This is a genomic window from Pseudomonas faucium (genome assembly GCF_021602585.1).
In the GTDB taxonomy this organism is placed as follows: domain Bacteria; phylum Pseudomonadota; class Gammaproteobacteria; order Pseudomonadales; family Pseudomonadaceae; genus Aquipseudomonas; species Aquipseudomonas faucium.
Map to the genome: position 1 here is coordinate 137,785 of NZ_BQIP01000005.1, position 22,224 is coordinate 160,008.

At 63.1% G+C, this 22,224-nt stretch carries 17 protein-coding genes and 1 pseudogene; 4 read left to right on the forward strand and 14 right to left on the reverse strand.

Features of this window, described 5'->3' with window-relative positions; all coding sequences use genetic code 11:
- Window positions 1-22: 22 nt before the first annotated feature.
- Both L6D75_RS08510 and L6D75_RS08515 read left to right on the forward strand, forming a co-directional pair.
- A complete protein-coding gene (locus L6D75_RS08510; protein WP_176513378.1) occupies window positions 23-769 on the forward strand; it encodes an SDR family NAD(P)-dependent oxidoreductase in 747 nt (248 codons plus the stop codon).
- Window positions 770-837: 68 nt separating this feature from the next.
- On the forward strand, window positions 838-2,421 hold the full coding sequence (locus L6D75_RS08515) for a FadD3 family acyl-CoA ligase (protein WP_176513380.1): 1,584 nt from the start codon (window positions 838-840) through the stop codon (window positions 2,419-2,421).
- 110 nt (window positions 2,422-2,531) lie between these two features.
- Here the strand turns inward: L6D75_RS08515 and L6D75_RS08520 are convergent, their stop codons facing one another.
- Both L6D75_RS08520 and L6D75_RS08525 read right to left on the reverse strand, forming a co-directional pair.
- Entirely contained in the window at window positions 2,532-3,410 is an 879-nt protein-coding gene (locus L6D75_RS08520; RefSeq protein WP_176513382.1) for an SDR family NAD(P)-dependent oxidoreductase, read from the reverse strand.
- A gap of 2 nt (window positions 3,411-3,412) precedes the next feature.
- On the reverse strand, window positions 3,413-4,216 hold the full coding sequence (locus L6D75_RS08525) for an FAD-dependent oxidoreductase (RefSeq protein ID WP_176513384.1): 804 nt from the start codon (window positions 4,214-4,216) through the stop codon (window positions 3,413-3,415).
- A gap of 271 nt (window positions 4,217-4,487) precedes the next feature.
- Between L6D75_RS08525 and L6D75_RS08530 the strand changes: the two genes are divergently transcribed.
- Window positions 4,488-6,017 (forward strand): DUF1302 domain-containing protein, encoded by a 1,530-nt coding sequence (locus L6D75_RS08530; RefSeq protein WP_236193485.1) that lies wholly within the window; start codon window positions 4,488-4,490, stop codon window positions 6,015-6,017.
- A 23-nt stretch (window positions 6,018-6,040) separates the two neighbouring features.
- Window positions 6,041-7,423 carry a DUF1329 domain-containing protein gene (locus tag L6D75_RS08535; protein ID WP_176513389.1) on the forward strand — a complete coding sequence of 461 codons (1,383 nt, stop codon included), beginning with the start codon at window positions 6,041-6,043 and terminating at the stop codon, window positions 7,421-7,423.
- Between the two features lie 41 nt (window positions 7,424-7,464).
- Here L6D75_RS08535 and L6D75_RS08540 read toward each other — a convergent pair whose 3' ends face one another.
- The 12 genes and pseudogenes from L6D75_RS08540 to L6D75_RS08595 form a co-directional block, all read right to left on the reverse strand.
- Complete coding sequence (locus tag L6D75_RS08540; RefSeq protein ID WP_176513390.1) at window positions 7,465-8,601, reverse strand: OmpA family protein; 1,137 nt, start codon at window positions 8,599-8,601, stop codon at window positions 7,465-7,467.
- Between the two features lie 23 nt (window positions 8,602-8,624).
- Window positions 8,625-9,059, reverse strand: a complete 435-nt coding sequence (gene tssE, locus L6D75_RS08545; RefSeq protein ID WP_176513392.1) for a type VI secretion system baseplate subunit TssE — start codon at window positions 9,057-9,059, stop codon at window positions 8,625-8,627.
- Window positions 9,060-9,064: 5 nt separating this feature from the next.
- Window positions 9,065-9,601, reverse strand: a complete 537-nt coding sequence (tssJ, locus tag L6D75_RS08550) for a type VI secretion system lipoprotein TssJ (protein ID WP_176513394.1) — start codon at window positions 9,599-9,601, stop codon at window positions 9,065-9,067.
- Complete coding sequence (tssG, locus tag L6D75_RS08555) at window positions 9,582-10,679, reverse strand: type VI secretion system baseplate subunit TssG (RefSeq protein ID WP_176513396.1); 1,098 nt, start codon at window positions 10,677-10,679, stop codon at window positions 9,582-9,584. The genes tssJ and tssG overlap by 20 nt, the downstream gene beginning before the upstream one ends.
- On the reverse strand, window positions 10,643-12,412 hold the full coding sequence (tssF, locus tag L6D75_RS08560) for a type VI secretion system baseplate subunit TssF (protein ID WP_176513397.1): 1,770 nt from the start codon (window positions 12,410-12,412) through the stop codon (window positions 10,643-10,645). Before tssF ends, tssG begins: the two co-directional genes overlap by 37 nt.
- A gap of 23 nt (window positions 12,413-12,435) precedes the next feature.
- On the reverse strand, window positions 12,436-14,010 hold the full coding sequence (tssA, locus tag L6D75_RS08565; RefSeq protein ID WP_176513399.1) for a type VI secretion system protein TssA: 1,575 nt from the start codon (window positions 14,008-14,010) through the stop codon (window positions 12,436-12,438).
- Window positions 14,007-17,318, reverse strand: a complete 3,312-nt coding sequence (locus L6D75_RS08570) for an ImcF-related family protein (protein ID WP_176513401.1) — start codon at window positions 17,316-17,318, stop codon at window positions 14,007-14,009. Before L6D75_RS08570 ends, tssA begins: the two co-directional genes overlap by 4 nt.
- Window positions 17,311-18,351, reverse strand: a complete 1,041-nt coding sequence (locus L6D75_RS08575) for a hypothetical protein (RefSeq protein WP_236193487.1) — start codon at window positions 18,349-18,351, stop codon at window positions 17,311-17,313. The genes L6D75_RS08570 and L6D75_RS08575 overlap by 8 nt, the downstream gene beginning before the upstream one ends.
- A gap of 77 nt (window positions 18,352-18,428) precedes the next feature.
- Window positions 18,429-18,686, reverse strand: coding sequence for a PAAR domain-containing protein (locus L6D75_RS08580; protein ID WP_176513406.1), 258 nt, complete (start codon window positions 18,684-18,686; stop codon window positions 18,429-18,431).
- Complete coding sequence (locus tag L6D75_RS08585) at window positions 18,683-19,261, reverse strand: Tli1a family immunity protein (RefSeq protein ID WP_236193489.1); 579 nt, start codon at window positions 19,259-19,261, stop codon at window positions 18,683-18,685. The genes L6D75_RS08580 and L6D75_RS08585 overlap by 4 nt, the downstream gene beginning before the upstream one ends.
- A gap of 33 nt (window positions 19,262-19,294) precedes the next feature.
- Window positions 19,295-19,823, reverse strand: a pseudogene (locus tag L6D75_RS08590) (DUF3304 domain-containing protein).
- The gene (locus L6D75_RS08595) at window positions 19,816-22,152 is read right to left on the reverse strand and encodes a T6SS phospholipase effector Tle1-like catalytic domain-containing protein (protein ID WP_176513409.1); all 2,337 of its coding nucleotides are present in this window, start codon (window positions 22,150-22,152) and stop codon (window positions 19,816-19,818) included. Before L6D75_RS08595 ends, L6D75_RS08590 begins: the two are co-directional and overlap by 8 nt.
- Window positions 22,153-22,224: the final 72 nt, after the last annotated feature.

The following is a 22,224-nucleotide window of genomic DNA, read 5'->3' on the forward strand; positions in this document are numbered from 1 at the left end:
CAATAAGACAGAGGGTTTGGATATGGCTCGTTTGCAAAACAAGGTCGCCGTGGTCACCGGAGGTGCGTCGGGCATCGGCCTGGCCTGCGTGCGCCGCTTCTGCGCCGAGGGCGCGCAGGTGGTCGGGCTGGATGTCGGCCAGCCGCCGGCGGATTTCCCTGGCCTGTTCATGACCCTGGACGTGCGCAATGAAGAGCAGGTGCAGCAGGTGATGAACGAGGTCATCCAGCGCTTTGGCCGCATCGACGTGCTGGTCAACGCCGCCGGCGTGGCCAGCCAGGGCAGCGTGACCCGCGCCAATACCGCCGACTGGCAGCGCGTGCTGGACATCAACCTGACCGGCAGCATGCTCACCAGCAAGCATGTGCTGGGGCAGATGCAGGCCCAGCGCAGCGGCTCGATCATCAACATCGGTTCGATCTTCGGCCTGCAAGGCTGCGACGGCAACGTGGCGTACAACGTGTCCAAGGGCGGGATCAACCAGCTCACGCGCAGCATGGCCATCGACTACGGCCACGCCAACATCCGCGTCAACGGCCTGTGCCCTGGCCTGATCGAGACGCCGATGACCAGCATGGTCCGCGAGCAGCAGGCCTTCCACGATTTCTTCGCCTCGCAGCACATGCTCAGCCGCTCGGGGCAACCGGAAGAAGTGGCCAGCGCCGCGCTGTTCCTGGCCTCGGACGATGCCTCGTTCGTCAGCGGGCAGATGATTGCCGTAGACGGTGGCTTCTCCGCCGGCCGCCGCTTCGCCCCGCCAAGCGCCTGACCCCTACGGCCGGGCCTGCGGGCCCGGCCATCTCCCTGGATTATCGATCCTCTGCCTGAGGAGGCCGCATGCCGCCCGTGGAAAACGCTCAGACCTTCCCGCAACTGTTCGCCCTGGCCGCCGCTGCCTACGGCGAACGCCCGGCCATCGAAGAGGCCGGCCAGGCCATCAGTTACCAGCGCCTGGACCAGCTGCGCCGGCTTGCCGCACGTGCCCTGCTGGCATTGGAGGTGCCGGTGGCGGCGCGGGTGGCGGTGTGGGCGCCCAACCTGTGGGAATGGATCGTCGCCGCCGCTGCCCTGCACAGCGTCGGCGCCACCCTGGTGCCGCTCAATACCCGCATGAAAGGCGCGGAAGCGGCGCAGGTGCTGCGTGACAGCGACACCTGCGTGCTGTTCTGCATCAGCCATTTCCTCGACACCGACTACCCCGCCCTGCTCGCCGGCCAAGCGTTGCCTGCGCTGCGCCAGGTGATCCACCTGCGCCCCCAGGGCGAGGTGGCCGGCGGCCTGGGCTGGGAGGCGTTCCTCGCCCTGGCCGACCAGGTCGGCGAGGCTCGGCTGAGCGAACGCGAGCAGCAGGTGAACGGCGATACCCTGTCGGACCTGCTGTTCACCTCCGGCACCTCGGGCAAGCCCAAGGGCGTGATGAGTGGCCATGGCCAGAACCTGCGGGTGGTGCGCGACTGGAGCGAAATCGTCGGCCTGCAGGTGGGCGACCGCTACCTGATCGTCAACCCGTTCTTCCATTCCTTCGGCTACAAGGCGGGCTGGCTGGCGGCCTTGATGCGCGGCTGCACGCTGCTGCCCCAGCAGGTGTTCGACACCCGGGCGCTGCTCGAATGCATCGAGCAGCAGCGCATCAACGTGCTGCCCGGGCCACCCACGCTGTACCAGTCGCTGCTGGCCCACCCACAGCGCGCAGAATACGACCTGGGCAGCCTGCGCGTGGCCGTGACCGGCGCGGCGTCGATCCCGGTGGAGATGATCCGGCGCATGGCCAGCGAGCTGGGCTTTGCCACCATCGTCACCGCTTACGGGCTGACCGAGGCCTGCGGGTTCGTGACCATCTGCCGCAGCGGCGACAGCGCCGAGCGGGTGGCCACCACCTGCGGCCGCGCGATGCCGGATGTGCAGGTGCGCTGTGTCGACCCCCAGGGGCGGCCGGTGCCGGCCAACACCCCGGGCGAGGTGCTGGTGCGCGGCTACAACCTGATGCGCGGCTACCTGGATGACCCACAGGCCACCGATGAGGCGATCGACGACCAGGGGTGGCTGCACACCGGGGATGTGGGCGTGCTCGATGAAGAGGGTTACCTGCGCATCACCGACCGGCTGAAGGACATGTTCATCACCGGTGGCTTCAATGTGTACCCGGCGGAGATCGAACAAGCCCTGGTGCGCTACCCGGGGGTGGCCCAGGCGGCGGTGATCGGCATTGCCGATGAGCGCCTCGGCGAGGTGGCGATGGCGTTTCTGCTGCCGGTGCCGGGGCAGCGGATCGACGAAGCGGCGGTGCTGGCCTGGTGCCGGGAGCAGATGGCCAATTACAAGGTGCCGCGGCGGGTGCGGGTGCTCGATGAGATGCCGCTCAATGCCACGGGGAAAGTGGCCAAGCAGGTGTTGCGCAGTTGGCTGGCGGTGCCTGCTTGAGGGGCTGCAGTGCAGCCCATCGCCGGCAAGCCGGCTCCCACAGGTAACTCGCAGCGCTTGACCCTGTGGGAGCCGGCTTGCCGGCGATGGGCCGCACGGCGGCCCTGCTTCTAGATCACCCGGGCCGGATGCTGGCGGCGTGGCTCACCCAGCAGCGCCCGGTGCGAAGGCGGTTGACGCCCGCCGGCCTCGGTGATGCCATAGCGCGGTGCGAGCTCGGCACTGATCAGCGTCTGCCCGCTGTAGGCGGCCAACTGCGGGTCGTTAAGCAGGGCATGGATCAAGCGGCCATTGAACCCCGGCGTCTCGGCATTTTCCAGAAACTGCCGATACTGCTCGCCATGCTGCTCCCCGGCAATGCGCGTGCGCTCGGTCAATTGCGGCCCCAGCCACAGCGATACCGCCGCCACCCCACGCCCTTCGAAATCGACGGCCATGTCCGCCGCCAGCTTGTCGCAGCCGGCCTTCTGCGCGCCATAGGCCGGGCCGTGCATGTAGCAACCGGCGCCGAACGACGAGGTGAAGCACACCAGCGCCTGGCGACTGCGCAACAACAGCGGGGCCGCGTGGTAGCTGGCGACATAGGCCGAGCGCAGGCCGACATCGAGAATGCGCACCAGCGACAGCGGCTTCTCCCAGAAGGGGCCGGGTTCGATCAGCAGGTCGTGAACATGGGCAACGTTGTTCACCAGCAGGTCCAGCCGCCCACTTTCGCGCTCGATGCGTTCGAACAGGGCGCGCACCTGCTCGTCGTCGCCATGGTCGCACGCCACTGCGATGCCCCGCCCACCGGCGGCCTCGATGGCGGCGGCCACGCCCTGCAGGTCGCCCGCCAGGGCATGGCCGTAGAGGGTCGAACCACCCTGCCCCGGCCCCCGGCCGGTGACATACACGGTCATGCCCTGCTCACCCAGCGCCAAGGCAATACCGCGCCCGACGCCTCGGCTGGCGCCGGTTACCAATGCCACCTGTCGCGTGTCTTGTTGCATGCTTATCTCCCGGTCAGGGCCAGGGTGAACTCACCCTGGCGTTGCTGGCTATTGAGGTGAATCTGGTTGGCGGCCAGGTAGCCGTGGGTCATGGCGGCGCCGAGGCTGGCATCCGCGCCGGTGGCATAAAGGCCGGTGAGGCCGGGGCGCATCGCTTGCTGGCAATGCCTCGAGGCGATGACCAGCCCATGGCGCGCCTTGATGTTCAGCCATTGCCCGTCGCGCAGCACGCGGGCACCTGCGACGCGATGGTCGGCCCGCAGCAGTTGCTCGAACGAGCAGTTCAGCCACAGCGGCACGCGCCGGTCGAGCAGCGAGCAACGCAAGGCGCCGGCCAGGGCGCTGCCTTGGGTGAGAAAACGGTCACGGCGCGACAGCTTGCGCCCTTCGAGGTCACGCCAGTAGCGCCACAGCACTTTCATCGCCAGGTGCGCCCAGCCCCTGCCGCGCCCCTGCAGCACCCGCGCTTCGTCCAGGGTCATGGCCATGCGCCCGATCATCAAGGTGTCGGGCGACGGCGCGCGCAGGCGCAGCAATTCCTCGCCCAGGGCGGCGCCGGCGAATGGCTGGGGCTCGAGCGAGCTGAAGCGTACCCGGGTGTCACGCTCGAGGTACTCGAGCATCGCCCGCCCCTGGCCGTGAACACAGACAACGCCGGCTGTGGCCACCGAGCGCCCTCCGTAGCGGTCGCGCTTTTCGATCAGCAAGGTGTCGAGGCCCAGGTCATGGGCCCGTAGCGCTGCGGTCATGCCGCCAGCCCCCGCCCCGATCACCAGCACATCGCAGCATTCGTCCCACCTGATCATCGGCGTAGCTCCCTGGCACACGGCACCCCGGCGCGGGGCCATCGGCCAGGGATTGTCCGGCGCCGGGCATTGCCTGCCATCGTCCGTTGGGACTACCGAGGCAACCCAGCGAACGCGTAGTCCACTTGGACGATGTTGCTGCCAGAGGCCCAACCCATAGTCGTGCCTGCACCACCTACCCAAAACGTCGGACGGGCAGGCATGCCCGCGCACGAGGACGACAATGATAAGAACAACAATCGCCCCCCCGCCTCTGAACACCTATGTTAGCTTGTCCTTGCTGCTGCTGGCGGGGAGCCTCAGCCAGCCTGCCAGCGCCATGACCTTCCAGCCCAGTGATGACTTGAGCGTCGACTGGGACACCACGCTGAGCTACAGCCTTGCCTGGCGTACCGAAAAACGCGACCACAAGCTGGTGGCCAACGCCGACGCCAACGACGGCGACAACGCCTTCGACCGGGGCAGCCTGATTACCGACCGGGTGGGTTTTCTCACCGAGGCCAACCTGCGCTGGCAGGACAACTACGGCGTGTTCATGCGCGCCTCGGGCTTCTACGACCGGGCCTACGATCAAAGCAACGACAACGACACCGGCACCTCCAACTGCTTTGCCAGCGGCGTGTGCAGCAAGCCCGACCGCTTCCCCAAGGACACCGTCGACCAGCACCGCGACGACCTGCGCATGCTCGACGCCTACGCCTACGGCACCTGGGACATGGCCGGGCACAACCTCAACCTGCGCGTGGGCGACCAGGTGGTGAGCTGGGGCGAGAGCCTGTTCTACCCCGGCGTATCGGGCGCGCAGAGCCCGGTGGACGCCACCAAGGCCACCACCCCGGGCGTTGAGGTGAAGGAAGTGCTGCTGCCGGTCGGCCAGGTGTTCGGCCAGTTCAGCCTCACCGACGACCTGGATGTGGAGGCCTACTACCAGTACAAGTGGGAAAAGACCCAGATGTTCGGGGTCGGCAGCTACTTCTCCACCACCGACTACATCGACCGTGGCGGCTACAGCGACGCCACCGGCTTCGTCAGGCGCCTGAAGGACGACGAGCCCAGCGACAGCGGCCAGTACGGCGTGGCCTTGCGCTACAGCGCCGCCTCGCTGAACAACACCGAGTTCGGCCTGTACTACGTGCGCTACCACGACAAGACCCCGACCCTGGACTTCCAGAGCGACCTGGGCTTCTACCGCGCCCGCTACTTCGACAACATCGACCTGTATGGCGCAAGCTTCGCCACCGTGCTGGGCGACACCAGCCTGGCCGGCGAAGTCAGCTACCGCGACGGCCAGCCGGTGATGGTCGACAACGGCTTCTCCAGCGCCGTGCGCGCCGAAACCCTGCAGGCACAGGTCTCGGCCATCCACGTGTTCGGCCCCAATGCCTTCTCCGACAACACCACCCTGACCGGCGAGCTGGTCTACAACACCGTGCTGCACAACGACAAGTCCGACCCGCTGACCCTGGCCCCCGGCCTGACCCTGGGCGGCACCGACAGCCTGGTGGGCGACCGCGATGCCTGGGGCTACACGGTGCAGCTCAACCTTGACTACAACGACGTGTTCAGCGGCTGGGACATGTCGGTGCCGATCAACTTCAGCACCGCCGCCCAGCACGACAGCGCCCTCACCGGCTCGATCAACTACGGCCAGGGCGACGATCGCGCCAGCATCGGCACGACCTGGCGCTACCTCGGCAACTTCACCGTCGAGGCGCTGTACAGCGCCTACCTGGGCAATGCCAACAACTCGCCCTGGGCCGACCGCGACAACGTCGCACTCAACTTCAAATACCGGTTCTGAAGCCCTGATTGAGGATCAACGACATGCATGACTTCAAGCACGCCTGGCTACGCGCCACACTCACCGCCACCCTGCTGAGCAGCGCCGTGGCCCTGCAGGCCAGCGCCAACGGCAGCGATGCCGGGCAACTGGGCAAGGAACTGACGCCAATAGGTGCCGAGCGCGCCGGCAATGCCGATGGCAGCATCCCGGCCTGGAGCGGCAAGTGGCGCGGCGTGCCACCCCAGGTGAAGTTCGCCGGCCCCGGCAGCCCCTACCCGGACCCGTATGCCGACGAAAAGCCGTTGTTCGTCATCACCGCGCAGAACATGGACCAGTACGCCGAAAACCTCTCCGAAGGCCAGAAGGCGCTGTTCAAGCGCTACCCCGCCACCTTCAGGATGCCGGTCTACCCCAGCCACCGGGATTTTCGCGCCGACCAGGACACCGAGCAGGCGATCTTGCGCAATGCGCAGCACGCCAAGCTCAGCGCCGACGGCAATGACGCCCTGGAAGCGTTCGGCGCCTCGCCGTTCCCGATCCCGAAGAACGGCAACGAGCTGATCCTCAACCACAACATGCAGGCGCGCGCGATCACCGAGGAGGCCAACTACAACCAGGTGGTGGTCTATGCCGACAACAACCGCGTGCTGGAGAAGGTCAACTACAAGATCTACTCGCTGTGGTCCGACCCCAAGCAGAATGCCCAGAGCACCAACGGCGTGTTCACCAACTTCCTGCTCACCACCCTGGAGCCGGTGCGCAAGAAAGGCGAGATCATCGTCGGCCACGAGTTCACCGACGCTGCCGCACAACCGCGCCAGGCCTGGCAGTACACCCCCGGCCAGCGCCGCGTGCGCCGCGCGCCGACCGTGGGCTACGACTCGCCCACCGGCGCCGGGGGGTTTCGCGTGTACGACGAAGACCGCTTGTTCAACGGGGCAACCGACCGCTATGACTGGACCATCGTCGGCAAAAAGGAAATCTACATCCCCTACAACAACTACAAGATCGATGAACCGGACATCAAGCAGTCGGACATCATCAACGCCGCCGGCCACGTCAACCCGGACCTGATGCGCTACGAAAAACACCGCACCTGGATCCTGCAGGCCACGCTCAAGCCCAGCGCCCGCCACATCTACGCCAAGCGCACCTTCTACATCGACGAAGACAGCTGGGCAGCGACCCTGGCCGACAACTACGACGGCCGCGGCCAGCTGTGGCGCACCAACATGCAGACCTCGATCTATGCCTATGACATCCAGCGCTTCCACGCGCGCCTGGCCATCTACCATGACCTGATCGCCGGGGCCTACATGGTCGACCGGCTGCTCGACCAGCAGAAACCGGCGCTGCTCAATGCCAGCAACTTCGGGCCTGAAGAGTTTACGCCGGGGAACTTGCGCAAATTGGGCACTCGCTGAGTGCGACGCCCCGCCCGTTGCTGGGCGGGGCGACCCTTGCCTTAGCGCGATGCCTGACTGAGCTCGGCACAGGGCTGCAGAACAGGCAACAGACGAATATCGACTCGCCGGTTAGCAGCCCTGCCGGCGGTCGTCTCGTTGCTGGTCAACGGCTGATTCGCCGCCGCGCCGCGCACGGCGAAGCAGCTGTCCGGAATATCCCCCATGTGCTGCAGCCAATCGCGCACTGCCAGTGCCCGAGCACGGGACAGCTCCAGGTTCGTACTGACTTCACCGCTGGCATCGGCATGCCCGGAGATGACCACCAACCAGCCAGGTCGCGACTTGATTTCGACCAGTGCGCTCATCAACGGCTTGGTCGATTCGGCCCTTATCTCGCTGCTCCCTGGCGCAAACAGGCTCAGGCTAGCGAGCTGAACGGGCGCAGCCACGGGCTGCTTGCGGGCCTGCTCAGCAAGCCAGTACTGCCACCCTCCCACACCTGCCAGCGCAACCGCCAACGCTGCCGCCAAGAGCCACGGCAGGACGCTGCGTTTCCTGGCTTGAGGCTCGAAAACGATCGAGTAGGTAGTGTGCAACGGCGCCAGCACAGCAGCAGGTGCCACCAGGGAGGTTGCAGGGCTGCTCACCCACTGCGGCACAGGCAAGACCTGCGTGCGCTGCTCGGCCAGGCGATTCATGAACAAATCAACCAGGCTACGCAGGCTCTGCAGTGTGGCTACGGTGACCTGGGCCACGTGGGCGAGCCGCGACTCCAGCTGCGCCAGCTCGACGGCCAGGTGATTGAGTGCCGGCACCCTGTCCGGGCCCCAATCAAGCACCCGCAACAAGGGCTGCAGCTGGGCAAACAAGGCGGCTAGCAGATCCACCCGCACTGACGCCTGAGCGGGCCACAGGCGGGGCCATTGCTCGATCAGGCTTGCCAGCAGCGCCAGCCCCTCGCCCATCCCCAGCAGGCCCGCGCGATGGCTGCGGGCCAAGACAAAGGCCACCGCTGTCTGCAACTCCGCGCCATGCTGCTCGAATAGATCGAGGCAGGCCCTTTCGATCTTCGCCCAATCCACATCCGGGCGCGCCGGATGATTGAGCTTCGCCAACTCCTGTTGTAGAGCCTTGAACTGATCCAGGCCGCGCGGATCCCCTCCCAGGCGAATACGCACTTCAAACAAAGACGACATCAGTTTGCCTCCGGTCCCTTCACTCACTGCAGGTAGCCCTGCTGCTTCAGATGGCGCACCGTGACTTTGCCCTCTGGCGCAAGGGTCGTTGCGAACGTCATGCTCGCGCCGCTGTGGAGGGTCATGTTCAGGGTGTATTCGAGATGGCCGGGCCGGGTCTGCGCCAGCATGTCGATGGCAACCGCTGCCAAGCGCGGCTCATACTTGAGCAAGGTGCCAGTCATGGTGCTCATCAGTGCCTGGGCGGAAGCAGGCAACCCTTGCAAAATGGTGCCCATGTCGGGCAGGCCGTAGTCAGGCAGGTGAGCAAGGGCCCCGGCGCGGCTGTTGAGGATGCGCTGCAGGTTGTCCAGCACGGACAGCGTCAGCTGGTCTTCTTCGGCAACCTGGTGAAGATCCAGTTCGCCAGCGAAGTTCTGCAGCAACAACTCGTAAAGTGAAGGCGTCAGTTCAGGCATGCCTGCTACTCCTTCAGCCGTGGGCGCAACGTCAATCGGTTGTCCGCAAGCTCGATCACCCGCGCCTGGTCCGGGTCCAGGTCATCGCGGTCGAGCTTCAGGCGCCAGGCATCGGATTCGCTGCCTGGTGCACGCAGCAGCGCCACCACCGCAATCATGCGGGTGTCTTTTTCCAGCGGGACGCTCAACAGCGCAGCACCCTCGGGTTTGACGACCAAGGTTCGCTCGCTGAGCAGGTCATCACCCAGCAATCGATGTGCATTGCTCAGCCAGTCGTCGTAGGTAAGGCGCTCCAGGGTCTTGCCGTCGCGCAACTGGTACACCCGGACCATGGTCGCAACCGACAGGCCGCTCATGTCGGCGGCGTCGGTGTTGATCACCGCGCGGCCGACGACATCCAGGTGAAGGGTATTCACCTGCTTGTAAAAGATCGCCGTGGTGACGGCGGCGCTGCTATCGGCCACCTTCTGCGTCAACCCGCAGCCACTTAGCGCCGCGAGCAGCGCCGCGACCTTGAAAAGATCAAAAACGGTACGCGACATGCTGTACCTCCCTGTTGCAAGGATTCAAATGCAGGCCTTGGTAATGGCCCAAATGAAGGGTGATGAGGTCGGATCCCCTGGACGCCTGAAGCGCTTCGGTCAGCCCCATGACTGCCGTCATTCCCAGAATGGCTTTTGCCTTGCCCAATACCGGGACTGGAAGCATGCGCATCGGCAGCGACAACTGCAGTTTCGCCAGGCAGCGCCAACCCAGGTACACCTGCAGCAGCACCAGCAGATCCTGGTGCAGCTGGCCGCCCGGCAGCCAACCCAGCGCTTCATCCGGGTCCTGGGTGCACAGGGCCAGCTGCAGCTGGCTGGTGGCATCGAGGCTGAATGCGCCCAGCGGGGTGCCTTGCCCCAGCGTTACCGGGCTGCTTGGCGACAAGCACGCGGGCTGATCGAGCAGCACTTTTCTCGGCCAGTGCGCCGTGACATTTGCCTGTGTACGCGGAGCCAGCAGCTTGACCAGTGCGACGATGCCCTCTGCATTGCGCGTTGGCAGGCGCATCACGCTGAGCAAGGCGAGAAAGCGCGACATGGGCGTTGCTATGCGCTCGGCAGACCCGGGTATGCCGAGCCCGATCAAGCCCAGCAGGCACTGGGACGTTGCATCGCTGCCACCGGCCTCGAACGCCGCCGGGTACGAATACTTGCGCCAGATCCGATAGAACTGGGTGAAGAGGCGGTGATTGAAGATATCCAGGAACGCCTCGACCGCCTCATGCCCTTCGCGGCGCTGGACCAGGTCGTCCAGGTAGGCCGTGGGCAGCGGTGAATCGACCCCGTACAGGCCAAGCAGGCGAGTTCGCACCGTGGCCGGTTTGTCCGGGTGGGCTTCATCATGCTCGATTGCCCGCAGTTCACTGGCAGGAAACCCCATGCCCGGGTCGGGGCGAAAGCGGATGACGTCAGCCTCGGGGCGCGCCGTGCTGCCCAGCGGCGGCTGCCCAGGCACGGCCTGCTCCAGCAGCTGGCAGACCCGATACAGATTGGCTTCGGTCAAGTGCCCTTGTAACGCTTGCAGCAAGCCGGTGGCGTTCAGCCGGGCATACGCTGACTGTGATGCTCGTTCCATCGCAGTGACTTTCCAGTAGGTTGAATGATCAGCGTCAGCTGCGTGCACAGGTGGATGTCGGCATACAACGCGAAGAAGCGGTTGAGCATTTCGCCGAACAGGCTGATATCGCCCTCGCCCGCGAAACCCTTGGCATCCACCGTGACTTCGATGTCCACGCCGCGCAGCAGGAAGCCTTTGTCGAAACGCTGGATGAGGTGATGCTTGACCTCGACGATCGCCTCCAGGCGGCGCCGGTTCATCTCGCTGTGGGTCCAGTCATAAAGCGCCAAGGTCCCGCGCAGGACCTCGGCACTGGCAAGCATGGGCAGGAAGTTGGAGCCCAGGTGGCTGAGCACTCGCCAGTGAAAGCGGTCACGGTTTGGCGGGTAGCACGGCAAGGTCGGCGCACACAGGTTGCGCACCCGCAAGCCGGCCTGGGCGGACTGTGCAACGGTATCGAGCAGCGTGCTCTGCAGTGCCTTGCGCGGCAGCTGGCCATTGGTGCCGGTCAGGCGCAACGACAGGCTCGCCGGCTCGCTCAGGGCCTGCTGGTCAAAGCCCTCTCCGCCCAGTATCAGCCAGGTGTCATGCAGGCCATTGGCACCACGCCGCAGGCGGGTATGGAAGTAGTGCTCCGGCGCCTGGTCACGCAGCATTCCGCCCTTGTGGCGAAAGCTGGTGAACGGCACGTAGTCGTACCGCGTGGCGTTTTTCGTACCGGTGACGCGGTCGACCGAATAGATTTCGGTATGGCCATCCTGCAGACGCATGGGGCGCAGCAGGTAGTCGCTTTGCAGGGGGTCGACCGTCAGTGGGTCGGCCTCCAGCGGGAACAGGTTGATGACCGGCACTGCGTGCAGGCGAATGTGTTCGGCGTTCGGGGTGAACGCATGGGGCCAGGCCCCCATGAACACCACCTCGAGCTCGAACCAGGGCGTGCCGGCAGCGAGCTTCAGCTGCTGCAAGCCCTGCAGCGTCACGAACATGAACTTCTCACGGAAGGTGAAGTACTCCAGCAGCAGCTGGTAACCGCTGAAGGCACTGTCCCCTTTGGGCCAGAGGCGGTCCTCCTGGGCAAAGCCCTTGGGCGAGAAATGGCCATCGAGCAGCTGGCGCCCTTGCTGGCCGGGCACTCGCACGTACAGCTGCGCAACGTTGAGCGTCAGGGCCTGGTGCAAGGCGCTGGTCAAGGCTGCATCGCCCTGCAGATAGAGAGGCAAATCGGCAAGCTCGACCTGAGCCCAATCAGCCAGCACACCGCACGTAAAGCGAAGGCGCAACAGGGCTCGCCCATCGAGCTCATGATCAAGACCAGCGGTGCCCAAGCTCAGTGGCTGCAACTTGACGGCCTGGGTGGTGGCGTACTGGCAGCGGGTTCGATCCGGCCCTATGGGTTGCGAAAGGACCTGAAACCCCGGCGCAACCCCTTCACTGCCTTTCATCTGGTCGATCTCGGGCAGCAGTTCGATGATCGACAACGAGGGGATGGTGCGCAGGTAATGGGGCCACAGAAGGCTTACCAGCCCTTCGGTCAGCTCGGGAAGGTCGTCATCGAGCTTCTCGCGAAGGCGCCCCATCAAAAATGCAAACCCCTCGAAAAGGCGTTCTACATAGGGGTCGTCGGCACCCGGCTTGTCCAGGTTCAACTGGGCTGCACGGTCAGGGAAGGCTTGCGCAAACTCCTTGCCGGCTTCGCGCAGGTAGCGCATCTCGGCATCGAAGTAACGCAGCGTCGGATTATCCGTATTCAAGAAAACGTTCCTGTTCGAAGGCGCTAGCTGCAAAGCACTGCGGCGCGCACGGGGTCGATTGCAACGAGCGCAGCCAGCTGCGCCTCCATCTGCCCAGCCAGGCTGGGCTTGTCGGCATCGTTGCGCTGGGCTTTGAGGCGCAGCAACTTGAGCAGCCGCGCCTTGACTTCGAAATACAGCTGCGGCTCCCATTGCGAGAGGCCATGGCGTTGGCCACTGGCATCGAGCTCGCTGAGCAGGTGCAAGGCCAACTCAGCTTTGCCGTGCTGCTCGGCCACGCGCGCCATTACCAGGCGTAGCAGCCAGCGCTGGCGCCCGGTTGCCAGGTCGGTGCGCGCAGCCAGCCATGCCAGGGCTCGCTCGATGCCATCGCTGTCGGCCTGCGCCAACGCTTCGCTTTCCAGGCTCAGCACATCGTCTTCGCCCGCCCCGCCCACTGGCGCAGCGGCGGGCAGCCATTGGTGGGCAGCATTGCCGCTGACATGCTGGTTGATCCAGTCACGCGTCGCTTCATCCGCAAAGGGGGTGCCATCGCTCCAGCGCAACAGCTCGATACCCGTCAGCCGCTCGAGGAACATGCCCAGGTCACGCTTGACGATGCCCGCCCAACTGCTGTCGTGGGCCGCCGACTGGCTCAACGCCTGGTACAGGTACCAATGCAGGTCCAGCCAGAAGTGGTTCACCCCTTCCGTGAACATCTGCTCGACCTGATCGAGCAGCGCGCTCCACGCCTGCTGCAAGTACAGGCGCTGGAGCTGGGCACGGTACTCGCCGCGCGGCGCCGACAGGCGCGTAATACCCTCGGCATCATGGGGCGGTACCTGGTGCAGCGTGTCCCAGCGCAGGCTTCTGAGCAGCCGATGGGCCGCGAGCCAGCCTTCGGGTTGCTCGCGCAGGTAACGCGCCAGGTTGCGGCCACTGTCCAGCAGATCACGACCGGACTTGATGGCCACCGGCGCCTGCTGGGGGGCCGCTTGTGCGGCGCCGGTCTGAGGAACGATCGCATCAACCCCACCCGACTGCGCCAGGCGATTGGACAAGGCGCTGATCAAGGGTGACAAGTTGGGCCGATGCGCTTCAGGCCATGCATCGAGGCCACTGCGCAGCCAGGCGAGTGCGGCCACCGTTCTTTGCGCCTGCGCCTTCACCACTTGCGGATAACGCGACAGGCTGTCCAGCACCTTGCTGCTGGCCAGCCAGTCCATGGCCAGCTTGCGGCTGTTGGCGCGGGCAGGCAGCACCTGCGTGCCGTAGCGCTCGACCAACGCCGCCAGAAGGCTCAGGCCGTCTGCCAGCCCCGCCTCCCCGCCCTTGTGCAGGCGCGCCCAGAGGTAATAGGTAGCGACGCGCAGGTCTTTGCAGGTGTGCTTGAGCAGCTGCTCTGCCAGCGCGATCACTAGCTCGACATCCGCACCGGAAAGCTTGTTGACCTCCTCGCGCATGCGCTGGAAGTCGTCTTCGTGAGCCGGGTCATCGCCCGCAGGAGCGTCCGCACGGATGGGCTGCAACCACGCTTCCCAGCATTGCCCCTGTTGTCGTGCCAGGAGCAAGGGGTCTTCTGTCGGCAAGCAACTGTCGATCAACTTGTTCAACATCATTGGGCTTCTCCTCGCAGTGCAACGCGCTGCACGTTTGCGTCGCCCACCAGAAAGATCTCCCGCGGCAGCGTGAAACCCCGCAGCGCAAGCAACGCCAGCGGCCCGCCGGCCAATTCGGTGCGCAGGTGCCAGGTCAGGCCGAGGCCATCTGGCGCCTTGAGCACCACGCGCATCTGGCTGCCGCCGTCGTCGAGGTGGGTCACCTGGGCCTGCTCGAGCAGGCGTATCAGGCCCCAGGTGCCCTGCAGGTCGGCGAACAGGCGCTCGCCTGTGTGCACGCTGGCCCAGCTCAGGCTGACGCCGGGATAGTCGCTCTGCCCCGGCCAGCGAAAGCGCTGCCAGCGCTCGCGCTGGTTGAAGTAATGGTGCTTCTCGCCATTGAGGATGAAGGTGGTCTGCACCACATCGCGCACCGGCTTGCCGCGCAGCTCGAAGCTCAGGCCCATGCCGCCGTCGGTGTAGAGCACATCCGCCAGCTGGCTGAGCTGGTTGATCGCCGCCAGGAACTGCGGGTTGAAGCGCAGGCCCTGGCTATAGCGCGGGTCGGCCACCCAGCGGCTGCCTTCCTTGCGCAGCAGCCCCGACAGCTGCTCGCGCAGGAACTGCTCGATGCGCCCTGAGTCGGCGCGGATCATCTGCCCCAACATGGGCAGCGACGCATCGCTGGAGGTGACGGCAAAGGGGTAGCGGCCGGCGAATGCGCCGTTCCACTCATCGACCACGGCGCGTTGCCAGTTGCGGTTCAAGCCGGCGGCCGAGGGCTGCAGCACGCGCTGCCAGGCCTGGTCCAAAGGCTGCACGAACAGGGCCTGCGCGGCGCCGCCCCATTCGGCGCCCAGGCTTGCGGCGATCAGGCTGCCGTAGGCCTGGGTTTCGGTCAGGTCGACGCGCTTGCCCTGGAACACCGTTTGCGCCAGGGCTTGGGTCATGGCCTGCGGGTCTGGCGCCTGGGTGACCTGCTGCAGCTTCAGGCGGGTGCTGGTCACGCGGGTGAGAAAGGCCTGCAGGCTCAGGCTGTCATCGCGAAGCTGCCCTTCCGGTTTTTTGCCCAACAGCGTGAGTAGCGGCCCGAAGGTGCTATCCAGCGGGCCGCTCTGGCCCTGGGGCAATTGTTCGATGAGCGCCGGCTTGTCCTGGCCGATCAGGTTTTGTGCGGACTGGATCAAGGAGTCGGCCAGGGCCTGGCCACGCATACCCGCCTGGGCCTGATACGCCAGGGTGTTCATCAAGGCGATCAGCGGCGACTGGCGGGCATCGCTCATCAGCGTCAGTTGAGCGATTACTTCGTCCAGGCTGCCTCGCTGCTGCCAGCGCAGGCTGTTGAGAAAGGCCAGCCAGGCGCTGCCGTAGTCCTGGAAGTAGCGCGCGGTCAGGCGCTCGCGGAGCTGGTCGGGGCTGAGCTCTGCGGCGAGGGTTTGCGGGTTGTCGCTGAGCACCCAGTCGATTTGTTCGCGGCGCGCGTTGGCGGCCTCGTCGATGGCCTGGCGCACGTGGCCTTCCCAGGCTTGGCGGGTGAACACGCCGGGGACGCTGGCCGCGGTGTCGAACAAGGTACTGGCATCGGTGTCGCCAACCAGCTGCTCAAGGCCCTGCGCCGGGTAATGGTTGGCCGCCGCATCGAGTGCGCGCTGGTAGAGGCTGGTGTCGGCGTTGCGTTGGCCGAGTTGGCCGAGCAGCACCTGGCGAACCTGGGCGATGAGCCTGGCGTCGGCCTGGATGGCCCAGTCGGGGTTGGCGGGCAGTTGCTCGGCGAAGAAGGTCCACAGGGTGGGTTCGGCAGCGCCGAGGGTGCGGACCAGGAAGGCTGCGTCGGCCTTCTCCGGGCGGGCCAGCATGAGGTAGGCCTTGAGCTGGTCGTAGGCCTGCTTGGCGCGCTCGGCACGTTGCGGGCTGCTGGGGTTGAGCTTGAGCAGGGCGGTGAGTTGGCTTTTCAGGGTGGCTGCGGCGGGGTCGCGGAGCAGCTGGTTGTTGGCTTGTGTGTAGTGTGGCCACAGGGCGTTGCGCAGGGGCTGGGCCTGGTCGAGGCCGAAACGTTGGTACCAGGGCGCTCCGTGTTCGGCGCGATAATCCAGCCGTGACAAATCGCGGACCAATTTGTCCAATGCGCCCAGTGAGTCGCTGCCGCCCGTCGCTTGCTGCAGTGCCGCCAGTGCCTCATCTACCCGGGCGACTTCGGCACGGTTGCTGATGAAGGACAGCAGCAGGCCTACCCCCCAGAGCGCCGCGCAAGCCACAGCCGCGACGTATGACAGACGACCAACACGCCAACCCAGCCGGCGAGGTTTGGCATTGCTGTCAGTGAGAAGACCAGCCCAAGCCGTATCGAGTGATAGAAAGTGCTCAGACGCTTGAGCCTCTCTGTGTACTACCGGCAAGCCGAACCATAGACCCTGTAGTGAAACACATTGCTTACCCTGCAACGCGAGCAGGATCGATCGCCATCGGTCAGTGCCTTCAGCTCGCAGGCTTTGCGATAGACGAAGCAGGAAGTCATGGCTCAAGGTATTTTGCACCTGAGCCAGGCCTTGTTCGCGCAGCGGCTGCTGCAGTTTATCCAAGCAAATTTGCAGATCTGCCGTGCTGGAGCGCCCCCCCAGCAAACAGCCGACAGGTTGAGCTTTGCGGTTGTGTTGCGGCCACTCGCTGACGCAGACCTGCCACAGGTGCAAAGGCACCTGCCAACCCAAGGCATTGCCCATGTCCTGCAGACGGCGAATGCATGCCTTGGTTTCAGGCGCGACACTGCCCATTGCCGGGTCTATTGCCCAGATCACACCGTCGAATCCTCGCCGCTGATACAGAGGAGCCCAACGCTTGATCAGCGCCATGTTCAGGGCAGATTGCAAGCTACCGCCCCACAGCATCACGACGCCTTCTGCTTCAAGCCATCCGTGCGTGGTCAGGGTTGGCACGGTCGCCTCAATCTGCTCAGGCTCCCCCATCCATAAAAACAACCGCACCTTTCGGCGCCAGAAGTAGCCGTATTGATTTCGAAGATGCTCCACGGTCTCAACGGGGTCGTGATTATCAGAAGGCGCAACAGGCAAAACCGGTGCATGCGCACGCCTTACCAGCGTCCAGACCCCTCGGTGCACAACCTGCCAGATCACCAACGCGACCGTGTAACACAGCAACCAGCCAAGCAGACCCTTGAAAAGAATGCTTTGCATCTGCGCACGCGGTTCAGCTTCGCCAGACCAGAGCCACCAGCCCCCGCCAAGCAAAATAACGATGACCGCGATCAGCACCGCCAACAGCAGTGCCGTGCGCCATGGAGAAACGTTTTGCACTTCAACTGCTTCAGTCATTGGGTCGCACAATTCCGAGGGTCAAGGGGTGGTGAGGATCGGCCGCGAGCCAGGCACAAGGTGTGTCGTTCTGCTCTGCGTACCAAGCGGCCAAGGTCTGCACCACCATGCTCTCCAGGCCGCCCAGTGAGCCAAAGTTGGCGTCCTGGCAGGGTTTCAAGTTCCAGTTGAGCGCAGTGAGGTCGAGCGCCTCGTGATGTGAAAACGAAACGCACCTATTGGGCGGGGTATCCAGTTGAGCCTGGCGCAGCGCTCGATCGGCTACGTCTTCGAGTGAATCGGCTTCAGGGGCGTACCATTCTGCGCGTGCGAACCGTGTGCGCCCCGTCGGCCCAAGCAGCCACAGCACAGCGGCCTCACCTGCCACAAACGGCGAGGCGCTATCGGTTGGCGAAGAATGGCAACCGGCACAGAGGATGCGGGTATCGGCCGGTGCGTCGTGCAACGAATCAATGATTGCTTCAAGGCTGCGAATCCCTTGCCACGGCTCTGGTTGCTCAGGCAAGCAGGCACCAGGAAAGCTGTGCTGCAACTGCTGCGTAAATGCTTGCCATGCCTCGTTGGTACCCTGCCAATAACAGCCTTGCAGTTGCGCCCAGCTTGCCACCTTGCATTGTGCCTGCCATTGCAGGGCAAGCAATATCCCAAGCTCGCGCTCACGCATCGCAGGCTCTCGAGCAAGGGCCTGCGGCAAACGGATCGCTTTTCCCTCGATTAAATCAACTGCCATGGGCGGTTTGTGATCAGGCACGAACAAACCGGACACTTGCGTTGGTTTGCTGCACGCAGCGGTAAGCAATACCGACTCGATCAAGCCCGCTGTTTGCCGATGCTGACGCCACCAAGCTTGCTGTTGCTGCTTCGTCGCCGCGGCATAGCTGCACGCAATGTGCTGATTGAAGCGATAGCGCAAGACTCGGGTGAGGAATGCCACCGACCAGCACAGTACAACGCCACCCACAACGACTGCGCAAACCCGAGCTTCGACCAGGTCTCGCAATGCAAAGCAAACCACGATGGCAATTCCCGTCATTAGAACGCCCGCCCGCAACCAGCGCGTGTATGCAGGCCTCGACGCCAAGGGGTAGGGAGCAAATTCCAAGGCCGGCTTCATGATGCGGCCATGGTATCGGGCAGGGAGCTGACCAGCGTGCAACCACAGGCGCAGCTGTGGCCATCCAGTGCCACGGGATTGCCATCGATCATCGCCAGATCACTTCCTTGTGCGATATGCGTGGCGCCGTGCAGATTGCAGCGTACCGCGTCACCTTGGCAGGCGATCGGCAGGCCGTCGCACAAGTAGTGACCAGCGAGCACCTCGCCTCCAAACTCGCGCAATGCGTCGCCTTGGCGAACGAATGCTTTCATTTCGGGGACTCCAGGCTTGTGAGTGGGCACGATTGAGGCACTGGGAGATGCAGAGGGGTTTTTATTGGGTATTCGGGGGTGCCGTAGGCGTAGCAGGAAGTTGTGACTTTAATGTCGTCACAGGGTAGGAAATGCACTGTAATCCCACAGACATCTTCGCCGGCGTAATCGGGCACCGGCACAACTTTAGAATGCCTGACTTTTTGCGCATCTATTTTCTCTACCCACGCCAGATACCTAGGCCAGTCAGCATAACCAGGAAAATCATCTGAATATGCCACACCCGTCTCCCAGTCGACCCTGACTGCCAAATCCGAAGACCAAATTTCAGGAGCCATATAACAACACCCTCCTCCCCCGCCTTGATTGGGCCCAACAATATCAATGCCTGAGCGCCCATCCACGCTGAAGTAATTTATTGCCCAATGGGTATGATTGATCGCCTCAATGGTGCTTGCGTGGGCTGATATCAATGGCAAAGCCAAGAAGAATCCGGCAACTATGCCCTTGGCAAACTTAAGCAGCACGCAAAGCGAAAGTGGCTTACCAACTTGCGAACCCATCAAAGTCGACACTTTTTTTAGCCTCCTTAGATAACAGCCTCCATTTTATTTCGGGCATGACTGAGGCTCCGGCAGGTGTAGGGGAGTTTTGATTGGGTACTCGGGACTGCCGTAGGCGTAGCAGGAAGTGGCGACCTTGATGTCGTCGCAGGGCAAAAAGTGCACGGTAATCCCGCAGACTTGTTGGCCGGTGTAATCGGGAACCCGCACAACTTTGCTATGCGTTCTTTGTTGAGCCCTGACTTTCCCAGCCCAATCAAGATATTTGGGCAAATCTCCATACCCTGGAAATTCGTCTGCGAGCGTACTCATGGCGCTTGCCCCCGTTTCCCAATCAATTTTAACCGTCATCCCGGGAAGCCACTGTTCGGGAAGAATGACGCAGCATCCCCCCTCCACCCCCTTGATAAGCACCAATGATGTCAGCGGCTGAACGCCCATCAACACTGAATCGATTGATCGTCAAATGGGTGTGGTTAATAGCCTCAATCGTGCTCGCCTGGGCGATTGAGAAAGGCAGAATGAGGAAGAGCCAGACTGATACGACTCGACTTTCCGTATCTGAATCAGACATTGCTCGCTCCTCGTACCGTCGCGTAATGCTCTTCCCACATAGCCGCAATGTCTTGCTGAATTCGTACTCGATCTTGTTCGCCCATTGCAATAGCGGGATGTGAAATATCGGAAAGTGGCTGCCCTCTACCTTTGTCAGGGACAGGGCCCAAAGCGACGGTTCTACGCGTGGCATTGCCGAAGAACACCATTCGCTCTGTGAAATAACTTCCCCACGGTTCTCGTCCGGCCGCTATTTGTATAGAACTGTAGGTATTGTTGAGAGCCGAGTGAAGGAACCACGCGCGAGAATCGTGTACATGATCGTCAAACAAGTCGCGCAGCAGGCCGGTGGGCTGATCGCGGTTTCCAGTCTCATCCACATTTCCCCGATGAGTCTCTGAGGTGTGGTTCTGCTGATTCGGAGGCGGTGGAAAAAGTTGACTGACCTTAGAGTGACCTCCAGTCTTCATACGTTTATGTTCGGCATTTATTTCCTCAGCATCCCAATAAGCGAGAAGTGCTGGGGCACTGACCCACCGTGCCTTCTTTAAAAATATCAGCAAAGGGTCGCTTTCTAAGTGCCGATACGTCCTGCCAAACTCTTCAGCGGCTTCCAGCAATTGCGATTTCGATCTATTTGGGTCGAAACCTTTAACACCGGGCTCCAAAGGCATTTTCGGAAATCCACGACGTTCGCGGTCCAGCTGAATTTCTCGTCGCCTTTCAATTTCTGCCTGTTTCCTATCACGATCAAGCTGGGCTCTAGCACGAGAATCACTAGACGCATGCTCATCAGTAGACGAACGGTAGAACTGCGCACTCTCCAAACTACCAAAAGCATAACGATCAATTCGCCAAGCTGTTATCCAAGACATTTGAACCCTAATCGCGTCTTCCAATGAAACCCCCGAAGACATCGGCGCATAACTATTTACCTGCACAACCTCATATTCCCGGTCAACATTAGAGGCCTCGAGCGTTACATACCTCCACGCATTGAACCTCCGAACAAGAACAGGAGAGAACACAAACATCTTTTCAACTTCGGCCTCCAGCCTGCGCCACTTCTCTACCGCCAAATCAAGCGAGAGAACGCCTTTTGACACTTTGAACGGGGCACCGCTGGCATATGCATCCGCATATAAGTCTTGTAGTACGATTTGCGATAACAACAAACCATCACCGACACGATCATCTGGGCTTGACGCTTTTCCTTGCTCTCCTGGTGAATAGCCTCCCCCTAGGTCGCTATGAACGCCCGGGTAAATCACCTCTTGGCTACTACTCGGATACGTCCCATCCTCCCGCCGTATCGACTCCAATGGAAAACTCAAGCGCTGCTCATGACTCGACACGATATGCAGGCATCGCTTAACCAAATCGCCCTTGGGTATTTCTTGACTCCCATCCCCCCAACCCATATGACCTTTCGCGACCGGCACGATATCCGCCAACCCCACTGACACCACGGTGTCCAGCAAGCCCAGGTACTCCACACTGATCGGCAATTTCAGGCTGCTGAGCCTGAGGGTGGGCTTCGGCTCCTTGGGCGCCAGCAACCCATTCAACCAATTCACGAAGGCTCGCGCGGCAGCCGCGCCGCGGGAGAAGCCATACACATACAACTTGATGCCCAAGAGCTTGGGCCGACCTGGCGAGGGCGCCTCCAGGGCCAAGCGCAAAGGCCCTTCCAACGCCTTCAATTGGCGACGAAAAACGCTACCGCGGTTGGCACGGCCCATGATCCATTGGTTGAACCCCAGGGTGCTCATGGCGTCGACCTCGGCCTTGAGCGTCGAATTGTCCAACCTTGGCATGCCCAAGGCGCGGCGCAGGGCATCAATGATCATCAGCAGCGCCCAGTTGATGCGCTCTTCACCGCGGTAGGCGGCGGCCATACCCAAGGTGCTGTAATCCAGGTCACCGATTTCCGGGAAGGGTGTACCGACCCCAGGCATGTAGTACTTGTAGTACTGCCCATTGCCGGTTCCGGGCGCATCGGTCAGCCCACTGGCCTTGGCGCTGTGGCTGGTTCCGCCGGCGTAACCATCGCCAATCGTCGCGCGAAAAAGCCGCGCAATATTGGTTGGATGCGCAATCGCTGATTCGTACAGGTCATTGTTGAGGTTGTTACCGGTGCCATCGAAGAACAGGCTGATATGCAGAGTCTTGCAGCAAGGCCGCGGTTGTCGGGAGCCCGCAGCCAGGCACAATGCATCGTGATATTCACGTTCCCATTCACCCTGACGACGCAGGTTTTGCTGGACCTGCCCGGCGCGTTGCGGCAGGCGGCCCTCCAGCGGGAATTGCGGAGGAAACCAAACGGGGGCTTTGTTTATTTTGGACATGACTGAGGCTCCGGCAGATGCAGGGGTGTCTTGATCGGATATTCGGGACTGGCGCAATCCTTACTCGACTTC